Source organism: Streptomyces sp. NPDC042259, assembly GCF_055582085.1.
In genome coordinates this window covers 62,168-78,542 of the sequence record NZ_JBVJDW010000002.1, presented here as the reverse complement: position 1 = coordinate 78,542, position 16,375 = coordinate 62,168, and the positions used below count along the sequence as shown (strand labels likewise).

The window sequence follows — 16,375 nt, the reverse complement described above, 5'->3', positions numbered from 1 at the left end:
CCGAAGGACGTAGGGGCGCACCGATGACGACGACCGATTCCGGGCCAGGTCCGCTACCGGCACACGACTGGGCAGTCGACGACCTGCCGGCCCTGGAATTCGACCCCTTCATGACCCGCTTGCTGCACCACGAGCCGATCGCCCGGATCAAGCTGCCCTATGGTGAGGGCCACGCCTGGCTGGTCACCCGCTACCAGGACGTCAAACTGGTGACGTCCGACGCCCGTTTCAGCCGGCAGGCGCTGATCGGCCGGTCCGTCACCAGGCTGTCCCCGCATACCGTCCCCCAGGACGAGGCCGTGGGCTTCGCCGACCCGCCCCGCCACGCCCGGCTCCGCAAGGCCGTCGCCCGGGCCTTCTCCACGCGCAGGATGGAACGGCTCCGGCCCTTCGTGCGGCGGACGGCCGACGAACTCTTCGACGCGATGGAGCGGCACGGCAGCCCCGCGGACCTGATGGAGCACCTCAACGGCCCCCTGCCGCTGACGGTGATCAGCGACGTGATGGGAGTGCCACCCGCCGACCGGCCCCGCATGGCGCACTGGACGGGCATGCTCCTGACCGCGGCGCTCACCCGGGAGGAGAGCGAAGCGGCCAAGGCCGAGGTCCGCGCGTACTTCGCCACGCTCCTGCGCCACCGGCGCGCCGAACCGCGGGACGATCTGGCCGGCGATCTGTCCGCGGCGGTGGCGAGCGGCGAACTCAGCGAGCCGGAGGCGGTCGCCCTGGCCGTGCTCATCCAGATCAGTGCCACCCACGCCGTCCGCAACAACAGCGCCAACATGGTCTACGCGCTGCTCACCGAGCCCGCTCTGGCCGCCAGGCTGCGGGCCGAACCGGCCGCCCTGTCGCGGGCCCTGGAGGAGCTCTTGCGCTGGGTTCCGCACCGCCGCGGGGTGGGCATCGCCCGTATCGCCACCGAGGACGTGGAGGTGGGGGGCATCGTCATCGCGGAAGGCGAGGTGGTGTACGCCTCCTACCTCACGGCCAACCGCGACCCGTCCGTCTTCGAGCGCCCGGACGAGCTGGACATCGACCGGCCGCGCGTCCCGCACCTCTCCTTCGGGCACGGACCCCACTTCTGCCTGGCCTCGATGCTCGCCCGGCTGGAGACCGAGATCATGCTCTCCGGGCTGCTCACCCGGTTCCCGGACCTGCGGCTGGCCGTGCCGGCGAAGGAGATCGCCTGGCAGCGCGCCGCGCTGATCCGGGGGCCGGAGACCCTGCCGGTCGCCTGGTGAACCGTGGCGATAGGCGGCACGGCGCACGGCACAGGGGTGGGCCCGCCGGACTGCCGGCGGGCCCACCCCTGTGTGCTGTTCCGCACGCGGTACCGCCTCAGGTACGGGGGCTGCCGTAGTAGCCGCCCACCTGGTCGTGGTACCCCGGGTCCCCGATGTGCTTGTCCTTGTCGAACTCGGGGGCGTTCTTGATCTCGTCCTTGGTCCGGCCCACGTAGATCTTCTGTTCCTCGGGGTCGATCCGCACGATGGTGCCCGCCGGCAGCAGGACGTGCTTCCCGAAGATCCATACGCCGGTGTCGACGACCAGGTACGCGGAACCCACCTCGTCGCTGTGCTTGTCGACCTTGCCGATGCTTCCGTCGGTGGCCTCGACCTTGTACCCGACCAGGCTGGTACCCGCCGTGTGGCCGGCCGCCGGCTGGTAACCCCAGATGTTGTCGTACATGAAAGGACTCCTTCATCGACGATAAAGCCGTCAGAAAGCCGTCCCCGCAAGGGGGCGACCGTTCCTCGATGCATCGCGTGCCCGTGATTCGCCGGTCGACACACCAGCCGCCAGACCATTTTCAAAAAATTATCCGAGGGGGCGGAAGGCTGGCACGGCTGGTGCCACTGGTCGGCGAGAGAAGGTTCTTTCGAATGGCCGCTCACGGCTGACGAGTGGTGGCGGGGGAGGGCACGCAATCGTTTCCCCGGCCGTCACCCGGGGAACGCGCCTGGTATGGATCATTCGAAAGCGCCTGTCCTGGAAGCATTGGCCGCCTATCACGCGCAAGGGCAGTTGCCCTTCACGCCCCCCGGGCACAAACAGGGGCGGGGCGCGGATCCACGAGTGCGGGAGGTGCTCGGGGACGCGGTCTTCCACTCCGACGTCCTGGCGACCAGCGGCCTCGACGACCGTACGTCCTCCCACAACGTCCTGGAGCGTGCGCAGGCACTCATGGCCGACGCCGTGGGCGCCGAGCACACCTTCTTCTCGACGGGCGGCAGTTCCCTGTCCGTGAAGGCGGCCATGCTCTCGGTCGCCGGCCCGCACGAGAAGATCCTCGTGGGCCGGGACGCCCACAAGTCCGTGGTCTCCGGCCTCATCCTGTCCGGCATGCGACCGATCTGGGTCGAGCCCCAGTGGGATCCCGACCTGCATCTGGCCCACCCGCCGACGGCCCGTTCGTTCGAGGCCGCGTTCGAGGAGCATCCGGACGCCCGGGGTGCCCTGGTGACCAGCCCCACCCCGTACGGCACGTGCTCGGACCTCGCCGCCATCGCCGAGAGCTGCCACCGACGGGGCAAACCGCTGATCGTGGACGAGGCGTGGGGCGCCCATCTCCCCTTCCACCCCGACCTTCCCACCTGGGCGATGGACGCCGGAGCCGATGTGTGCGTGACATCGGTGCACAAGATGGGGTCGGCGCTGGAGCAGGGGTCGGTCTTCCATCTTCAGGGCGACCTCGTCGACCCGGCCGTGCTCAAGTCCCGTGAAGACCTCCTGGGCACCACCAGCCCGTCCTCCCTCATCTACGCGGCGCTCGACGGGTGGCGTCGCCAGATGGTCGAGCACGGGCGCACCCTCTACGACGACACCCTGGCCCTGGTCGGGCGCGTGCGGGAGCGGGTGGAGGGCATCGAGGGCATGCACGTCCACGGGCGGGCCGACTTCTGCGGGCCCGACCGCGCCGCGGACATGGACCCCCTCCAGATCATCATCGACATCACCGCCCTCGGCGTCGTCGGCTACCACGCGGCCGACTGGCTTCGCGACCGGCACCGCATCAATCTGCACTTGAGCGACCACCGGCGGATCAGTGCCCAGTTCACGCACGCGGACGACGAGAAGTCGGCGGAAAGGCTGTTGGAGGCCCTGCACGACCTGGTCCGGCACGCCGGAGAACTGGACCCCGGCCCGCGGGTGCTCGTGCCCTCTCCCGCCGAGCTGCGGCTGGAGCAGGTCATGCTGCCGCGGGACGCCTACTTCGGTCCCACCGAGCAGGTGCCCTGGCAGAAGGCGGTGGGACGCATCACCGCCGAGATGCTGACGCCCTACCCGCCGGGCATCCCCGCCGCCCTTCCCGGCGAACGGCTTACCATGGAGGTGCTCGACTACCTCCGCAGCGGGATCGACGCCGGAATGGTCGTACCCGACGCGGTGGACACCGACGTGACGAGCGTGCGGGTGGCCATCGAGCCGTAACGGCCCCGGCGCCGCATCGGCCACGGCCCGCGTGGCGCGGAACCCCAGGGGAACCGCGCCACGCCACCACCGGCGGTGCGGTGGGGCCGTGAGCGTCGCACCGCCGGCAGTCGTACCTACGGCAGGGGAGTGCCACCGGTGGCGTTGAGGATCTCGGCGGTGATGTAGCTCGCCTGTTGCGAGGCGAGGAAGACATAGGCGGGTGCCATCTCGGCGGGCTGGGCGGCGCGTCCCAGAGGGCTCTGCTTCCCGAAGCCGGCGGTGTCCGGCAAGGTGGCGGGGATCAGCGGGGTCCAGACCGGCCCGGGGGCGACGGCGTTGACGCGGATGCCCCGTTCGGCGAGCTGCCCGGCCAGCCCCTGGGTGAAGGTGACGATGGCGCCCTTCGTGGTGGCGTAGTCGAGCAGGTGGGGGCTTGGCTGGTACGCCTGCACCGAAGTGGTGTTGATGATGCTCCCGCCCTCCGGGATGTGCGGGAGGGCGGCCTTGCAGAGCCAGAACATCGCATACAGATTCGTCCGCATCACCCGGTCGAACTGTTCCGTCGTGATGGCCTCGATGCCCTCGGACTGGGCCATCTGGTAAGCGGCGTTGTTCACCAGGACATCGATCCGGCCGAACTCGCTCACCGCACGGTCGACCACCCGCCGGCATTCGCCTTCCTCACGAAGGTCACAGGGGAGCGCCACGGCCCGGCGTCCCGCCTCCTCGACCAGACGGGCGGTCTCCTGGGCGTCCTTCTCCTCCTCCGGCAAATGGGTGAACAACACGTCCGCGCCCTCGCGGGCGAACGCCAGGGCCACCGCGCGCCCGATGCCCGAGTCACCACCGGTGACCAGCGCCCGGCGGTCCTGAAGCCGGCCGCTGCCCCGGTACGACTCCTCCCCGTGATCGGGCCGGGGCCGCATCGGTTCGGTGTGTCCCGGATGGGCCTGCTCCTGCTGGGGAAACTCCGGCCGCGGGTAGCGCTTCGCCGGGTTGTCCGGGTTTTCCTGCGACATGCTGATCACCTACCGCTTCTCGTGTCCGTCCCGCTTCTTACGTCCGCTCCCGCCGCGTGCGGCCTCCTCCTGCGCCCGGGTACTGGGTGTGATCGCGTCACCCGCCTCGCCGTCGGGCCGTTCGTCCGGCCGGGTCCCGGCCTCCGCGAACTCCTTGATGACCTCATCGACAGCCGTCTCGGCCTTCTCGCCGTGGCTCATCTCCTCCACCTCCCGTGTCACGGAACCGGGGCGGGCCTCGGGGCCACGCCCTCTCACAGGTTGTCTCCGTTCCCCTTCCGGAGCGGGTCATTCCTGGTGAGGGCCCCGAACGAGGGGCTGGGCCCCCGGCCACGGCGCACATGCCCCCGGTTCGCGTCTCACATCCCCGCGGCTGCCTTCCGCCGCCAGCACGCCCAGGACCGTTCGCTCAACCCCGGCTCCACCAAGACGTCCGCGGCGGTACGGGCCAGCGCCCGGGCCGCGGCCAGCATCGTGCGGCGACCCCGCTCACTCGCGGCGGCCTCGGCGAACTCCGGCGTGTGGTCGGCACCGCCGGGGCCCATGACGGCCACGAAGGGGTGGATGGCCGGAACCACGGCGCTCACATCGCCGATGTCGGAGGACCCCAGATACACCCCCGCCTCCGGCGGCCCCAGCGTGATGCCCGCCGCGGCCAGATGCCGGGCGAAGCGCCCGGAGAGGACCTCGTTGTCGCGGAAATGCCGGTAGCCGCCGGTGGAGCGGTCCACTTCGCAGCGGGTCCCGGTGGCGGCCGCGATGCCCTCGGCACAGCGACGCAGTTCACCGACCAGGTCGTCGCGCGCGGTCGTGGTCGCCCCGCGCAGCCCGAACACCCCCCGGGCATAGGCGGGCACGATATTCGTGGCCCGCCCGCCGTCGGTGACGATGCCCTGGAGGTGGGAGCCGGGGGGCAGCCGCCGTCGTAACACGTCGAGTGCGGTGAACAACTGGATCAGGGCGGCGAGGGCGTCCACGCCCTCGGTCGGGTTGCCGGTCGGGTGGGCGGCCCGCCCGTGGAACGCCACCGCGACCTCCACCTGGGCGGTCAGTGGCGCCCACGACCAGTCGTGGACCCCCGGGTGGAACATCAGCGCGGCGTCGAGGTCGTCGAAGACACCCGCCGCCACCTCGGCCACCTTGCCTCCGCCGCCCTCCTCCGCGGGGCTGCCGACCACGGTCAGGGTGCCGGTGCCGGTGCGCCCGGTCTCCTCGCCGAGCGCGGCGCGCAGGGCGAGCGCCGCACCGAGCCCGGCCGCGGCGATCAGATTGTGTCCGCAGGCATGGCCCAGCTCCGGCAGCGCGTCGTACTCCAGCAGGAGAGCCACACGGGGGCGGGGCACCGATCCGGAGTCGGCCACGAACGCGGTGGGCATGCCCGCGACGCCCCGTCGGACGGTGAACCCGGCCCGTTCCAGCTCATCCGTCAGCAGGGCCGCCGCCCGGTGTTCGTCGAAGGCGAGTTCGGGTGTGGCGTGCAGGCGCAGCGCGATGTCCCACAGCTTGGTCGCACGGGCCCGCACCGCCGCGTCGATGCGCTCGTACAGGGCCGGTGCGGAGACCGTGGCCGGTGACGGGGGCGATGGCTGGGGCGGGGGAGCGGGGGGACCGGTCCGCGGGCCGGGCGGGTGGTCCATGGGTTCCTCGGGTCCGGGCACGCTGCCTCCTCCCGGCCGCGCACGGTCGCGCGGCGCCGACGGGTTGTCGTCTACCCGCGGGGCGGCGGACAAGCGCGCGTCTTTCCGGGGACCGGGCCCGGTTGCGGTTGCAGTCGCGGCGAGGCGGCAGTCGGGCGGTGCGGAAGTCGGCGGTAGTCCGCCGCCTCCCGCACCGCCCGGGCGGTCAGTCCCTGTCCTCGTAATGGGCCAGCGCGAGTCCCAGGGCGAAGAAGGTCGGGGCCCACTCTCCGACGAAGATGCCCCAGCGGTCGGCCCGGGCCATACCCGCCGGTTCCGTCTTCAACGAGCCTGCCCACGCCACTACCGTCAAGCCGATGGAGGCGAAGGCCGCACAGTAGGCGTGTTCACTCTTCATTCCGGCCTCGTGAAGCTTCTGGACGATCACGAAAACTCACCCTTTCGCGCAGAGAACGCTTCTAGTGGTCGTCGTTCCAGCGTGCGCGGCCCGGGCGTCCCACGCATCCCGGGGCGCCCTCGCCGACGCCCCCGGTTCACCGCGGGGCGCTCTGCGGTCGGTTACGCACCCAGGGGGGACGCCGGGATTGGCCTTCCGACGTGCGGGTACGGGTAGCTGAGTGATGACCATTGGTGTGGAGGAGGAGTACCTGCTGCTCGACCCCGTCACCGCCCTGCCCGTGCCCCTGGGCGAGGAAACGCGGGCGGCGGCCGGGCTGCAGAGGATCGCGGGCGAAGGAGAGGTCCAGCCGGAGCTGTTGCAGGCCCAGGTGGAGGTGGCCACGCCCGTCTGCGAGGACCTGGCCGAGGTCGGCGGGCACCTGCTGCGGCTGCGCCACGCGGTCAGCGCCGCCGCCGCGAGCGTGGGCTGCCGGGCGGCGGCCACCGGGGCGGCGCCGCTCACCGGCGGGGTCCCGGTCCCGGTCACCCCCAGCCCCCGCTATCTGGCGCTGCGCGCGGAAGGGGTGCGGCTGGTCGACGAGCAACTGGTCAACGGCATGCACGTGCATGTGGCGGTGCCCGACCGGTCGGCGGGCGTGGCGGTCCTCAACCGGGTCCGTCTGTGGCTGCCGGTGCTGGTGGCCATGGCGGGGAACTCACCGCTGTGGCGGGGCCAGGACACCGGCTTCGCCAGCTGGCGCACGGTGGTCTTCGGCCGCTGGCCCGTCAGCGGGCCGCCCCCGCACTTCGCCGACGCGGCCGACTACGAGCGGCGGGTGGACGCACTGGTGAAGGCCGGGGCGATCGCGGACACCGGCCAGGTCTACTGGCAGGCACGCCTCTCCGACCGGTACCCCACCCTCGAGGTGCGCTGCTTCGACGTCCAGCTCCGGGCGGAGGAGGCGGCGATGTTCGCCGGCATCGTCCGCGCGCTGGCCACCACCGCGCTGCGCGAGGAGAGCGCGGGAGTCCCCGTGCCCTCGTGTCTGCCGGAGGCGCTGTACGCGGCGAACTGGCACGCCGCCCGGCACGGACTGGAAGGCAGGCTCATCGACCCCCGGGGCTGCCAGCAGTCCGCCGGAGACCTGGTCTGCATGCTGCTCGACCACATCGCTCCCGCACTCGAGGACAGCGGGGACACCCGCGAGGTGACCTCCCTGCTGCACCACTTCCTCCAGCGCGGTACGCCGGCCGACCGGCAGCGTCAGGCCCTGGCCGACGGCGGGCTGCGCGCCCTGGCCGACCTCGTCACCCTCGAAGGCACCGCGGACTGAGCGGCGGGAAACACGCGGCCGCGCCAGGGCGTCCGCTCCCCGGGACGCGACCCGCGCGGGCCGTGACGTGCGGGTAACCGCCGATCAGATGGCCGGGGAGCGGCCGGCCTGGGGCGAACGAGTGAGGATGCGCAACTTCCACGGTGACGGCCAGTTACCCCGGTGAACCCCCGGCAGGAAACCACTCATCGCTCGAAAGGTCACCGGACGTGCTGAAGAGAGTACTCGCGACGGCCGCCCTCACGGCGTCGGCAGCCGGTCTCGTCGCCGCTCCCGCGCTGGCGGTCGGCAACGACGGCGGGGACACCGCGAACGGCAACGCCGCCCGGACCGGGTACGGCAACACCGTCACCGGCGGCGACCAAAGCCCGCAGATCAGCGCCGTGCAGGGGACGCTCAACAAGCTGTGCCTCGGTGTCGGGAAGGCCGGCATCCAGTCGATCGCCCTGCTGGTGAACATCGGACTCCAGGACATCCCCGTCCTCACCTCGCAGCAACAGCAGCAGTGCGCCGACAACTCCACGATCAGCGACGGGGACGACCAACTGTCCCACCTCGTCGAGGAGATCCCGCTGCTGTCCGGCAACGGTTCCGCCAACCACTGACGGCCGGCTCCGCCGGGCGCGGAGCCGCCCGGCGGAACACCGGACCTACGGGGTAAGCCCCCGGCCGACCCGGCCGGGGGCTTCAGACCACGCCACCGCCCCGGAACAGCAGCAACCCCACATCCACCGCCGCGACCACCACCGCGGCCGCGAACGGTGCCCGGCCCCCACGCCGGCCGAGTGCCACACCCGTTACGGCGGCCGCCGACGCCACCACCAGGGCCGCCACCTCCGGACCACCGGGCGGCCCCGGCGGGCCGAGCGACAGGACGACGGTCGCGGCCACCAAGGGGACGGGCAGCGCCCAGCGCGTCCCGGCGACACCCATCCGGTGCGGCAGTCCGCGCACACCGGTCGCCAGGTCGCCGGGGATGTCCGGCAACGTGTCGGCCAGGTGTGCCCCCACCCCCAGCAGGGCACCCGCCGTCATGATCCACCAGGCCGGCCAGGCCGGGACCGGCAGACTCAGCGTGACGAAGGCCGGCAGGCTCGTGAAGCCCACGGCATACGGCAGCCACGACCACACCGTGGCCTTGAGCCACAGGTTGTACGCCCATGCGGCCGCGACCCCAGCCAGGTGCACCGGACCGGCGAGCAGACCGCACGCGGGTGACAACACCGCGCACACCGCCAACGCGAGGTATGCGGCGGCCCACACCACACCCCGGTGCACCGCACCGACGGCGACCGGCTTCCGTCGGCCCGCGGCGGCATCACGCCGCGCGTCGAAGGCGTCGTTGCACCAGCCGACCGACAACTGCCCGCTCAGCACCGCGGCCGCGATCAGCGCGCATCCCGGCCCCGTATGCCCGGCGCAGACGGCCAGGCCCGCGGCCAGCACGGTGACCGCCACCGCCGGCCCGAGGTGACACGACCCGGCCAGCGCCGCCGCCGACCACGCCCACCGGGCGCCCGGGGCACCCCGTCGCAGCCGCTCCTCGCTCTCCACCCGGTGATCGTAGGCCGCCGTGCCACGCCACGTGACCTCCAGACGGGCGATACGGAGTACTACAACCGCACCGATGGGGCACTCGTCACCCATGGCCCCACGGGCCCCACCAACAGCCTCAAGGCGGGACATACATGACGACCTCGATCGCAGCCGTCCACGGCGCCCTCGCCCCGTACCGCCACCCCCAGCAGGACATCACCGACGCCATCGCCGGACTCTGCCTGCGCCCGGGAGACGACCGCCGCGTCCTGGACCGCCTCCACGCCAGTACGACCGTCCGCAGCCGCCCGATGGTGCTGCCTCTGGACCAGTACGCCCGACTGGACGACTTCAAAGCCACCAACGACGTCTTCATCGAGTCGGCAACCGACCTGGGAGCCCGGGCGATACGCGGCGCGCTGCGTGCCGCCGGACTGCGCCCCACCGACGTCGACATCCTGATGTTCACCTCGGTCACCGGTCTGGCCACCCCCTCCGTCGACGCCCGGCTCGTCAACCGGCTGGGGCTGCGCCAGGACGTCAAACGACTGCCGGTCTTCGGACTCGGCTGTGTCGCCGGCGCCGCCGGACTCGCCCGGCTGCACGACTACCTGCGCGGCTGGCCCGACCACGTCGCCGTGCTGCTCTCCGTCGAACTCTGCTCCCTCACGTTCCAGCGCGACGACCCCTCGATGGCCAACCTCGTCGCCTCCGGGCTGTTCGGCGACGGCGCCGCCGCCGTCGTGGCCTGCGGCTCCCGACGCCACCCCCGCCCCTCCGCGCCGGCGATCGTGGCCACGCGCAGCCGTCTGTATCCCGGCACCGAGCACGCCATGGGCTGGGAGATCGGCGCCTCCGGCTTCCGGGTGGTCCTCGACCCGGCGGTCCCGGACGTCGTCCGCGAGCATCTCGCCGACGACGTCCACGACTTCCTCGACGAACACGGGCTCAAACCCAAGGACGTCACGGCCTGGGTGTGCCACCCGGGCGGCCCGAAAATACTCCAGGCCGTCACCGAGACACTCGACCTCGCCGAGGGGGCCCTCGATCTCACCCGGCGCCACCTCCGAGACGTCGGCAACCTGTCCTCCGCCTCGGTACTCCACGTACTGCGCGACACCCTCGCCGAACGCCGCCCGCCCGCCGGATCCCCGGGACTCCTCCTGGCCATGGGCCCGGGCTTCTGCTCCGAACTCGTCCTCCTGCGTTGGTAGGCACCCACCCATGACCTGGTACACCGCTCTCGTGCTCGCCGTCGCGGCCGAACGCCTCGCCGAACTGTTCATCGCGCGCCGCAACGCCCGCTGGAGCCGGGCCCGCGGCGCGCGTGCGGCCGACGGCCGCCACTACCCGCTGATGGTCGCCCTGCACACCGGGCTGCTGGCCGCCTGCCTGCTGGAAACCGCCCTGGCCCACCGGCCCTTCCCGCCCGTCCTCGGCTGGGTCATGCTGGGCGTCGTCGCCCTGGCCCAGGCACTGCGCTGGTGGTGCGTCCACGCACTGGGCCGGCAGTGGAACACCCGGGTCATCGTCGTCCCCGGCCTGCCCCTCGTGACCGACGGGCCCTACCGGTGGCTGCGCCACCCCAACTACGTGGCCGTGGCCGCCGAAGGGCTGGCCCTGCCCCTGGTCCACGGGGCATGGGTGACCGCGCTCGCCTTCACCGTCCTCAACTCCGGGCTGCTGGCCGTGCGTATCCGCTGCGAGGACGCCGCCCTGACCGCCGCGGCCTCCACCGCCCCGGCCACCGCGCCCGCGAACCGCACATGATCGACGTCCTGGTGGCGGGCGGCGGACCGGCCGGGCTCGCCGCCGCGATCCACGCCGCGCTCGCCGGCTTCGAAGCCGTGGTGATCGAACCCCGCCCGGCCCCCGTGGACAAGGCCTGCGGAGAAGGCATCATGCCCACCGGCGTCGCGGCGCTCCGTACGCTCGGTGTCGAGGTGCCCGGATACGCGCTGAGCGGTATCCGGTACGTCGACGGCGCCCGCAGTGCCCAGGCACGGTTCGCCCGACGCGGCGGGCTCGGCGTGCGGCGCACCGTCCTGCACGCCGCGCTGCACCGGCGGGCGAACGAGCTGGGAGTGCGGTTCGTCCAGGGCCGGGCCGACACGGTCCGCCAAGGCGCCGAGAGCGTGACCACCGCGGGCCTGACCGCCCGCTGGCTGATCGCCGCGGACGGGCTGCACTCACCGCTCCGGCGCGCCCTGGGCCTGGAACTGCCCGCCGCCGGCCCCGCCCGCTACGGACTGCGCCGCCACTACCGCGTCCCGCCATGGACCGACTTCGTGGAAGTCCACTGGTCACGGCACGGGGAAGCGTATGTCACCCCCGTCGCGGAGAACCTGGTGGGCGTGGCCGTGCTGAGCCACGAACGCCGCTGCTACGACGCCCATCTGACGGCCTTTCCCGCCCTGGCGCCCCTGCTGGACGCACCCACCGACAGCACGGTGCGCGGCGCCGGCCCCCTGCGCCAGCGGGTCCGCCGCAGAGTGGCCGGCCGGGTCCTGCTCGTCGGGGACGCCGCGGGCTACGTCGACGCGCTGACCGGCGAGGGCGTCGCCCTCGCCATGGCGACCGCGCGCGAGGCCGTGCACTGTCTGGCCACCGGCCGGCCGCGCGCCTACGAAGCGGCCTGGGCCCGCCGGACCAGACGTCACCGACTGCTGACCGAAGCGCTGCTGCGCACCTGCCGCCACCCCGCCACCGGCCGGCTGATCGTCCCGGCGGCCGGCCGGCTGCCCCGCGTCTTCTCCGCCGCCGTCCACGCCCTGCAATGACCCCGCCGCCGACGGCATCCGCCAGGTCAGCGCAGGGTGTAACCGCCGTCCGGGTAGAGGGTCGAGCCGGTCGTGAAGCCGTTGGTGAACAGGAACGTCACGCTCTGGGCTATCTCGTCCTCCGTGCCGAGCCGGCCGAGGACGGTGTCCCGGCGGTACTGCGCGAACGCGGCCTCCCGGTCCGCCGCCGGCCGGTTGGCCCAGAGGTTGCCGTCGATCGTGCCGGGGGAGACCACGTTGACCCGGACCGGTGCCAGTTCCACGGCCAGGCCACGCCCCAGCCCCTCGATCGCGGAATTGCAGGCCGCGTAGGCGGGCGCGGCAGCCGGTGGACGTGCCCCCGCCGCACCGGCCATCAACACCACGGACCCGTCCTCGGCCAGCTTGGGCACGGCGCACCGGACAGCGTGGTACTGCCCCCAGAACTTGGAGACGAACGGGCTCTCCGCGTCGTCGTCGTCCAACTCCATCATGGGCCCCACCCGGTAGGAGGCCGCCGAGGTGAACAGGTGGTCGACGCGATCGAGTGCGGCGAAGAACGAGGCGAGTGAGGAGCGGTCCGTGGTGTCCACGGCCCGCCACGTCACCCGGCCGCCCAGCTCCCGCGCGGCGGCGGCCAGACGCTCGGGCGTGCGACCGCCGAGAACGACATGGGACCCGGCCGCGACCGCGTGACGGGCGACGCTCAGGCCGATGCCCGAGCCGCCACCGATCAGGACCACGGTGCGTCCTTCGAGGGCCCCCGCCCCGGGGACGGAGGTGCGGGACTGCTGTTCACTCATGACGGTCGGCTCCGTGTGCTGTGAGAACGGCGGACAGGTGATCCGCATGCCTCAGCGCCCTGATGGATCATGGTATTCCCCGCCCCACCAGGCCCTGTACGCAAGCGATTCGCTCCCGCCCGGGGCAACTCACCGGTTTCGCACCCGGCGGAGTGGTTACTCGCTGGGTATGGGGAGCACACCGAAGCGGGGGAGCCGAGCAGGAGTCCCACCGATACATCAAGAAGACAACGCACGGGACGAGGAGCACGGCGAGGCCCCGACTGAGCCGCATGGCTGGCGGGCGGCGGAACGACGGCTCACCCACCACATCGCCTCCTGGGACAACGTGTTCGTCCGCCGCGTCCTGCCGGCCGTGGAAAACGCGGCCGAGCACACCAAACTGTGGTGGGGCGCCGCGGCGCTGATGGCCGGACCAGGCGGCTACCGGGGGAAGAAGGCGGCACTGACGGGCCTGGCGGGCATGGGGATCGCCGAGCTGGCGTCCAACGCCCTGTGCAAACAACTGTCCCAGCGCCGCAGGCCGCCGGAGCACCTCATCCCACATGACGGTGTCTACGACAGGCCCGACAGCTCCTCCTTCCCTTCCGGTCACACCGCCGCCGCCGTCGGCTTCACCGCCGCCGTGGCGGGGGCCTGGCCCGCGGCGGGGGCGGCATGCGCGGCACCGGCGGCCCTGGTGGCACTGGAGCGGGTGCACAGCGGCGCGCACTACCCGAGCGACGTCGTCGCCGGCGCGGCCATCGGTCTCGGCTGCGCCTGGCTCGTCCGCCGCGCGCCCCGACTGCTCCTGCGCACGGTGCTGTGACCGCACCCACCGCTCCGATGGCGGTAACGGGGAGTGGGCCACCGGGCGCGGGGCAGACGGTGCGTGAACGCTGAGAGCCACGACCAAGTGGAGGTGGGCCATGACAGCCCGATACGACTCCCGGGCGGTCGAACCCGGGGCCAGGAAGGGCGAGTGACGGTGAAGAACCCGGCTGATCACGATGTGTCCGACCGGCCCGTGCGTGGCCGCGCCGAGGACTCGGTGAGCGAACTCGTCTCCCGGGCGTCCCAGCAGCTGTCCCAGCTGGTGCGCGAGGAGATGCAACTGGCCCTGGCGGAAATGAGGCAGAAAGGCAAGCGGTTCGGCACCGGCGGCGGACTGCTGGGCGGCGCGGGAGTGGTCGCGTTCGTCGCGCTGCAAGCGCTGGCGGCCACCGCGATCGCCGCTCTCGCCCTCACCCTGCCGGTATGGGCATCGGCACTGATCGTCACCGGCGTCCTGCTCGCGCTCGCCGCGGTGATGGCGGTCGCCGGCAAGAAGCAGGTGCGCCAGGGCACCCCACCGACGCCCGAACGGGCGATCGACGGAGTCAAGGCCGACGTCGCGGAAATCAAGGAGAAGGCGAAACGATGACCAGCAAGCCGCAGGAGAACGACGACCCGGCCACCCCCGAGGAGCTGCGCGAACAGGCCGCGGCGACCCGCGAGCAGTTGGGGCGGACCGTGGAGGAACTGGCAGCCAAGACGGACGTGAAGGCCCAGGTGAAGGGGAAGGCCGCGGCGGTCACGGCCCAGGTGCAGGACACCGCCGCCCAGGTGAAGGGCCAGCTTCAGGAGAAGGCGGCACAAGGGGCCCGCCTCGCCCAGGAGAAGACCCCCGAGCCGGTCCGGGAGAAGGCCGCCGTGGCAAGGACCAAGATCTCGCAGGCCGTTGGGACCACGGCGGCCACGATCGCACAGAAGGCTCCGGAGCCGGTGGGGGAGAAGGCCGGTCAGATCATCGAATCCTCACGGCGGCACCCCGGCCCGGTGCTCGCCGCGACAGCGGCCGCACTCGTCGTCTGGCTCGGGGTGCGGCGCGGCAGGAGGAACCGGTGAAGGCGTCGAAGGTCGCCTACAAGCCGGTGGGGCTCCTGTTGGGAGCGGCCAGCGGCATGATCGCCGGAATGGTGTTCAGAAAGGCGTGGAAGACGCTCGGCCACGAGGAGGAGGCCCCCGACGCCACGGACGAAGAGCGCACCTGGCGTGAGGTGCTGCTGGCATCCGCGCTGCAAGGCGCGATCTTCGCCGTCGTCAAGGCCGCGGTCGACCGCGGCGGCGCGACCGCCACCAGGCGCCTGACCGGCACCTGGCCCGGCTGAGACGAGGAGCGCCCCACACGGTCCCAGGACCCGCACGGTCCCGGGCGACCGCTCGGAAAGGGCCCACGGCAGGGAGGGTGGCCGTACAGCAACCGGCTGTACGGCCACCCTCATGTGCCGCGTCGCCCCGTCTCACTGACGAGGCCGCTCCTCCGGGGCCGTGTCGGTGGGCCGGAGCCGGCGGGTGAGCCGACGGGCCTCCGCGAGCAGCGATCCGAACAGCTCGATCGTGGCCGTGTCCGGCAGCGCGCGTTCGGCCAGCCGTCCGCGCAAGGCGCTGTGTGTCGACTCCAGCGCGCCCAGCCGGCTCTCCAGATCCCGCCGGGCGGCCTCGGTGTCCTCGTCCGTCACCGTGCGTCCGTAGGCGTCCAGGGCCCCGGCGACCTCGTGGAGAAACGACGTGTAGGGCCGCATCACCTCGGGGTTCGGCATGGGGTTCTCAGCGGCGGAATCCGCCGCTTCCACCAGGGTGCGGGTGAGCCCCTGCAGATGGTCCGCCACATGCTCCAGCGTGTGCAGTGTTTCCTCGTACGAGGGCCTGAGCCGGTCGAGCCGCCGGCGGCTGGGGTGCAGACGCGTGCTCTCCTCACTCCACTCGAGCGCCGAGCGGACCCCGCGGAGCAGCCGCGGCAGCCTGCGCACCCGCTCCTGCCACTCCAGAGCCTGTTCCAGGCCCCAGGAGCCGCCCGCGCCGTCGGCGATCATGTCGAGGATCTTCCGGCACTCGGTGACCACTCCGCAGATCGACTCGTGCGCACTCCGCAGATACACCGGTGGCAGGACGAGCGCGTTGACACTCACCCCGACCGCCGCGCCCAAAAGCGCCGCCAGCACCCGGTCGAGCGCGATGCCCGCCGACCATTCCCCTCCGGCCAGGGTGAACAGCGCGGACGTCGCGCCCGCGATGCCCTGATCGCCGAAGTGCTGCCAGTTGCCGATCAGCAGGGCGACGGGCAGGACGACCGCCATGGCGGCCACGGGGTTGCCCAGGACGATGCCGCCGACGGTCGCCAGCACCGTTCCCACCGCGATGGCGACCGTCTGCTGGGCCGCCCGGGCGAGCGAGCGGTAGACCGTGGTCTGCACCAGGAGGACCGCGACCCACGGAGCCATGAGGGCGAGCGTGTTCTTCAGCAGCCACGAAGCGAGTGACCAGGCCAGGACCGCGGCGAGCGTGGCCTTGAGGGCCAGCACCGTCAGGTCCCGTTCGCGGCCCGGCCCCCGCCACGCCTGCCGTACCGACCGTCCGATCCCGGCCGCTTCGCCGCGAAGCCGCCATCCCGCCGTTGCCACTGCTTGTCTCATACATGCTCTGTGCCACGTGAGCGCGGTTCCATGTCCGCGGACGCCGCTCCCGCCGGGCGGG

General features: G+C 72.4%; 19 protein-coding genes. 11 read left to right on the top strand and 8 right to left on the bottom strand.

Features of this window, described 5'->3' with window-relative positions; genetic code table 11:
- Positions 1-23: 23 nt before the first annotated feature.
- Positions 24-1,241: a cytochrome P450 gene (locus tag ACZ6MA_RS05585; protein ID WP_469431321.1), complete on the top strand. Its 1,218-nt coding sequence runs from the start codon at positions 24-26 to the stop codon at positions 1,239-1,241.
- Positions 1,242-1,338: 97 nt separating this feature from the next.
- Here ACZ6MA_RS05585 and ACZ6MA_RS05580 read toward each other — a convergent pair whose 3' ends face one another.
- Positions 1,339-1,689, bottom strand: a complete 351-nt coding sequence (locus tag ACZ6MA_RS05580) for a PRC-barrel domain containing protein (RefSeq protein WP_469431320.1) — start codon at positions 1,687-1,689, stop codon at positions 1,339-1,341.
- A 276-nt stretch (positions 1,690-1,965) separates the two neighbouring features.
- Here ACZ6MA_RS05580 and ACZ6MA_RS05575 point away from each other — a divergent pair, with 276 nt between their 5' ends.
- The gene (locus ACZ6MA_RS05575) at positions 1,966-3,432 is read left to right on the top strand and encodes an aminotransferase class I/II-fold pyridoxal phosphate-dependent enzyme (RefSeq protein WP_469431319.1); all 1,467 of its coding nucleotides are present in this window, start codon (positions 1,966-1,968) and stop codon (positions 3,430-3,432) included.
- Between the two features lie 116 nt (positions 3,433-3,548).
- Here the strand turns inward: ACZ6MA_RS05575 and ACZ6MA_RS05570 are convergent, their stop codons facing one another.
- The 4 genes from ACZ6MA_RS05570 to ACZ6MA_RS05555 form a co-directional block, all read right to left on the bottom strand.
- Complete coding sequence (locus tag ACZ6MA_RS05570; protein ID WP_469431318.1) at positions 3,549-4,433, bottom strand: SDR family oxidoreductase; 885 nt, start codon at positions 4,431-4,433, stop codon at positions 3,549-3,551.
- Between the two features lie 9 nt (positions 4,434-4,442).
- Positions 4,443-4,634 carry a hypothetical protein gene (locus ACZ6MA_RS05565; RefSeq protein ID WP_469431317.1) on the bottom strand — a complete coding sequence of 64 codons (192 nt, stop codon included), beginning with the start codon at positions 4,632-4,634 and terminating at the stop codon, positions 4,443-4,445.
- A 158-nt stretch (positions 4,635-4,792) separates the two neighbouring features.
- Positions 4,793-6,091, bottom strand: coding sequence for an amidohydrolase (locus ACZ6MA_RS05560; RefSeq protein WP_469431316.1), 1,299 nt, complete (start codon positions 6,089-6,091; stop codon positions 4,793-4,795).
- Positions 6,092-6,275: 184 nt separating this feature from the next.
- Positions 6,276-6,497 carry a hypothetical protein gene (locus tag ACZ6MA_RS05555; RefSeq protein ID WP_469431314.1) on the bottom strand — a complete coding sequence of 74 codons (222 nt, stop codon included), beginning with the start codon at positions 6,495-6,497 and terminating at the stop codon, positions 6,276-6,278.
- Positions 6,498-6,687: 190 nt separating this feature from the next.
- Here ACZ6MA_RS05555 and ACZ6MA_RS05550 point away from each other — a divergent pair, with 190 nt between their 5' ends.
- Complete coding sequence (locus ACZ6MA_RS05550) at positions 6,688-7,782, top strand: carboxylate-amine ligase (RefSeq protein ID WP_469431313.1); 1,095 nt, start codon at positions 6,688-6,690, stop codon at positions 7,780-7,782.
- A gap of 209 nt (positions 7,783-7,991) precedes the next feature.
- Positions 7,992-8,387 (top strand): rodlin, encoded by a 396-nt coding sequence (locus ACZ6MA_RS05545; RefSeq protein ID WP_469431311.1) that lies wholly within the window; start codon positions 7,992-7,994, stop codon positions 8,385-8,387.
- 82 nt (positions 8,388-8,469) lie between these two features.
- Here ACZ6MA_RS05545 and ACZ6MA_RS05540 read toward each other — a convergent pair whose 3' ends face one another.
- Complete coding sequence (locus tag ACZ6MA_RS05540; RefSeq protein WP_469431310.1) at positions 8,470-9,336, bottom strand: UbiA family prenyltransferase; 867 nt, start codon at positions 9,334-9,336, stop codon at positions 8,470-8,472.
- Between the two features lie 134 nt (positions 9,337-9,470).
- On the opposite strand from ACZ6MA_RS05540, the gene ACZ6MA_RS05535 reads away from it, so the two are divergent.
- Genes ACZ6MA_RS05535 through ACZ6MA_RS05525 form a run of 3 tightly spaced genes read left to right on the top strand, consistent with a single transcriptional unit; the run spans position 9,471 to position 12,098 of the window.
- Entirely contained in the window at positions 9,471-10,532 is a 1,062-nt protein-coding gene (locus ACZ6MA_RS05535; protein WP_469431308.1) for a type III polyketide synthase, read from the top strand.
- Positions 10,533-10,542: 10 nt separating this feature from the next.
- Entirely contained in the window at positions 10,543-11,088 is a 546-nt protein-coding gene (locus tag ACZ6MA_RS05530; protein ID WP_469431307.1) for an isoprenylcysteine carboxyl methyltransferase family protein, read from the top strand.
- The gene (locus tag ACZ6MA_RS05525) at positions 11,085-12,098 is read left to right on the top strand and encodes an NAD(P)/FAD-dependent oxidoreductase (RefSeq protein ID WP_469431305.1); all 1,014 of its coding nucleotides are present in this window, start codon (positions 11,085-11,087) and stop codon (positions 12,096-12,098) included. Before ACZ6MA_RS05530 ends, ACZ6MA_RS05525 begins: the two co-directional genes overlap by 4 nt.
- Before the next feature lie 26 nt (positions 12,099-12,124).
- Here ACZ6MA_RS05525 and ACZ6MA_RS05520 read toward each other — a convergent pair whose 3' ends face one another.
- Positions 12,125-12,880, bottom strand: a complete 756-nt coding sequence (locus tag ACZ6MA_RS05520) for an SDR family oxidoreductase (RefSeq protein ID WP_469431304.1) — start codon at positions 12,878-12,880, stop codon at positions 12,125-12,127.
- A 169-nt stretch (positions 12,881-13,049) separates the two neighbouring features.
- Between ACZ6MA_RS05520 and ACZ6MA_RS05515 the strand changes: the two genes are divergently transcribed.
- From ACZ6MA_RS05515 to ACZ6MA_RS05500, 4 genes are all read left to right on the top strand, one after another.
- Positions 13,050-13,688 (top strand): phosphatase PAP2 family protein, encoded by a 639-nt coding sequence (locus ACZ6MA_RS05515; RefSeq protein WP_469431303.1) that lies wholly within the window; start codon positions 13,050-13,052, stop codon positions 13,686-13,688.
- Positions 13,689-13,871: 183 nt separating this feature from the next.
- Positions 13,872-14,282, top strand: coding sequence for a phage holin family protein (locus ACZ6MA_RS05510; protein WP_469432252.1), 411 nt, complete (start codon positions 13,872-13,874; stop codon positions 14,280-14,282).
- The gene (locus tag ACZ6MA_RS05505) at positions 14,279-14,746 is read left to right on the top strand and encodes a DUF3618 domain-containing protein (RefSeq protein ID WP_469431301.1); all 468 of its coding nucleotides are present in this window, start codon (positions 14,279-14,281) and stop codon (positions 14,744-14,746) included. Before ACZ6MA_RS05510 ends, ACZ6MA_RS05505 begins: the two co-directional genes overlap by 4 nt.
- The gene (locus ACZ6MA_RS05500) at positions 14,743-15,009 is read left to right on the top strand and encodes a DUF4235 domain-containing protein (protein ID WP_469431300.1); all 267 of its coding nucleotides are present in this window, start codon (positions 14,743-14,745) and stop codon (positions 15,007-15,009) included. The genes ACZ6MA_RS05505 and ACZ6MA_RS05500 overlap by 4 nt, the downstream gene beginning before the upstream one ends.
- 132 nt (positions 15,010-15,141) lie before the next feature.
- On the opposite strand, the gene ACZ6MA_RS05495 is transcribed toward ACZ6MA_RS05500, so the two are convergent.
- Positions 15,142-16,314 carry an FUSC family protein gene (locus tag ACZ6MA_RS05495; protein ID WP_469431298.1) on the bottom strand — a complete coding sequence of 391 codons (1,173 nt, stop codon included), beginning with the start codon at positions 16,312-16,314 and terminating at the stop codon, positions 15,142-15,144.
- Between the last annotated feature and the right edge of the window lie 61 nt (positions 16,315-16,375).